The following is a 1,385-nucleotide window of genomic DNA, read 5'->3' as shown; positions in this document are numbered from 1 at the left end:
TAGTAACTTATGGTTAATTAAACAACAGGGGCAAGGTCAATTGGCGGGAAAAGCGTCGCGTCTTAGTATGTGGAACGATTTACGTCATAGAAACCGAAAAATAGAACTTCATAGACCCAAAATAAACTTTGATGAGTAATGGTAATGAGTCTTTATAGAAAAATACTTTTATGGATGCTAGTTGTATTCTTTGTATTAATCTCTGCTGTATTTGCAGTGCAGTTTAATACGACCAAAGACTACCTACAAACCCAACAGTCAACTGAGTTAGATAATGCCATTAGTGCGGTTGGCTTAGCCTTAGCTCCTTATTTAGAAAATAAAGATTATGTTGCTGCTGAGTCTGTAATTAATGCTACGTTTGATAGCAGTTTTTACAGCGCAGTTGAGCTCAAAACGCTTGATGGAAAAACATCCATTGCTCGCCAATACCCGATTGAAATTATAGATGTACCACAGTGGTATATGAATTTTATTTCGATCGAACCTGTGACAAAAACAACCACGCTAGCAAGCGGCTGGATGCAACTTGCACATCTAACTGTTACAAGTAGTCCGGCGAATGCTTATATTCAATTATGGCATGCAACCACGCAGCTACTTTTAGGCTTCATTATTACCATCATTCTTGCTGCAATTATTCTTGCGCTTATTTTACGAAATGTATTAACACCTCTTAAACATATTCAAAAGCAAGCACAATTAATTTCGAGTAATCAATTTGATAAACCACTCCCGATTCCAGCGGTAAAAGAACTCAAAGATGTAGTATATGCATTCAATCATATGAGTGCTCAGCTTAAAAAATATTTTGAGCAGCAAGCAGCAGAAGCTGATAAATTAAGAATTAGAGCATATCAAGATCCTGTTTCAGGTCTAGCTAATCGCACATTCCTCATGTCCCAACTTCAATCATGGCTAGAACAAGATTCATACGGCGGATTTGCGTTACTAAAAGCAGAGATTATTGAAGATGCTTATACTCATCAAGGTTATGAGCTTGGCGATCAACAAGTCCAAACTCTTGCTAATCGATTAAAAGAGCTATCCAGTGAGTACAATACTATTGCTCGACTTAACCAAGCAGAATTTATTCTCATCGCACCAGAAGCAGATGAAGATGAATTAAAAATGTTGGGTCGCCAAATGCTAAATATGACATCAGAGTTGAATAGCGATCCACTCAATTTAGCACCTGTCCATGCAGCAGTTGGGATTGTAATGAAAAATCAAGAAGATACAATCTCTACACTATTAACACAGGCGGATAACGCATTAACTATTGCTCATCAGCAGCCGAATGAACCAATCGCTATTATCCAGAGTGAAAATAATCAAAAGCTGAACCTAATCGGGAAACAACAATGGAAATATCTCGTTGATGA

Annotated in this window: 1 protein-coding gene; it reads left to right on the top strand. The window is 37.5% G+C overall.

Annotation, left to right across the window (positions count from 1 at the left end; genetic code table 11):
* Positions 1 to 144 precede the first annotated feature (144 nt).
* Positions 145 to 1,385 (top strand): LapD/MoxY N-terminal periplasmic domain-containing protein (locus I3255_RS13535; protein ID WP_238039273.1); only part of this gene is annotated, 1,241 nt, incomplete at its 3' end.

Source organism: Psychrobacter sp. Ps6, assembly GCF_022129235.1.
Lineage (GTDB): Bacteria > Pseudomonadota > Gammaproteobacteria > Pseudomonadales > Moraxellaceae > Psychrobacter.
The sequence above is the reverse complement of the archived record's forward strand: the minus strand, read 5'-3'. Positions and strand labels throughout refer to the sequence as shown.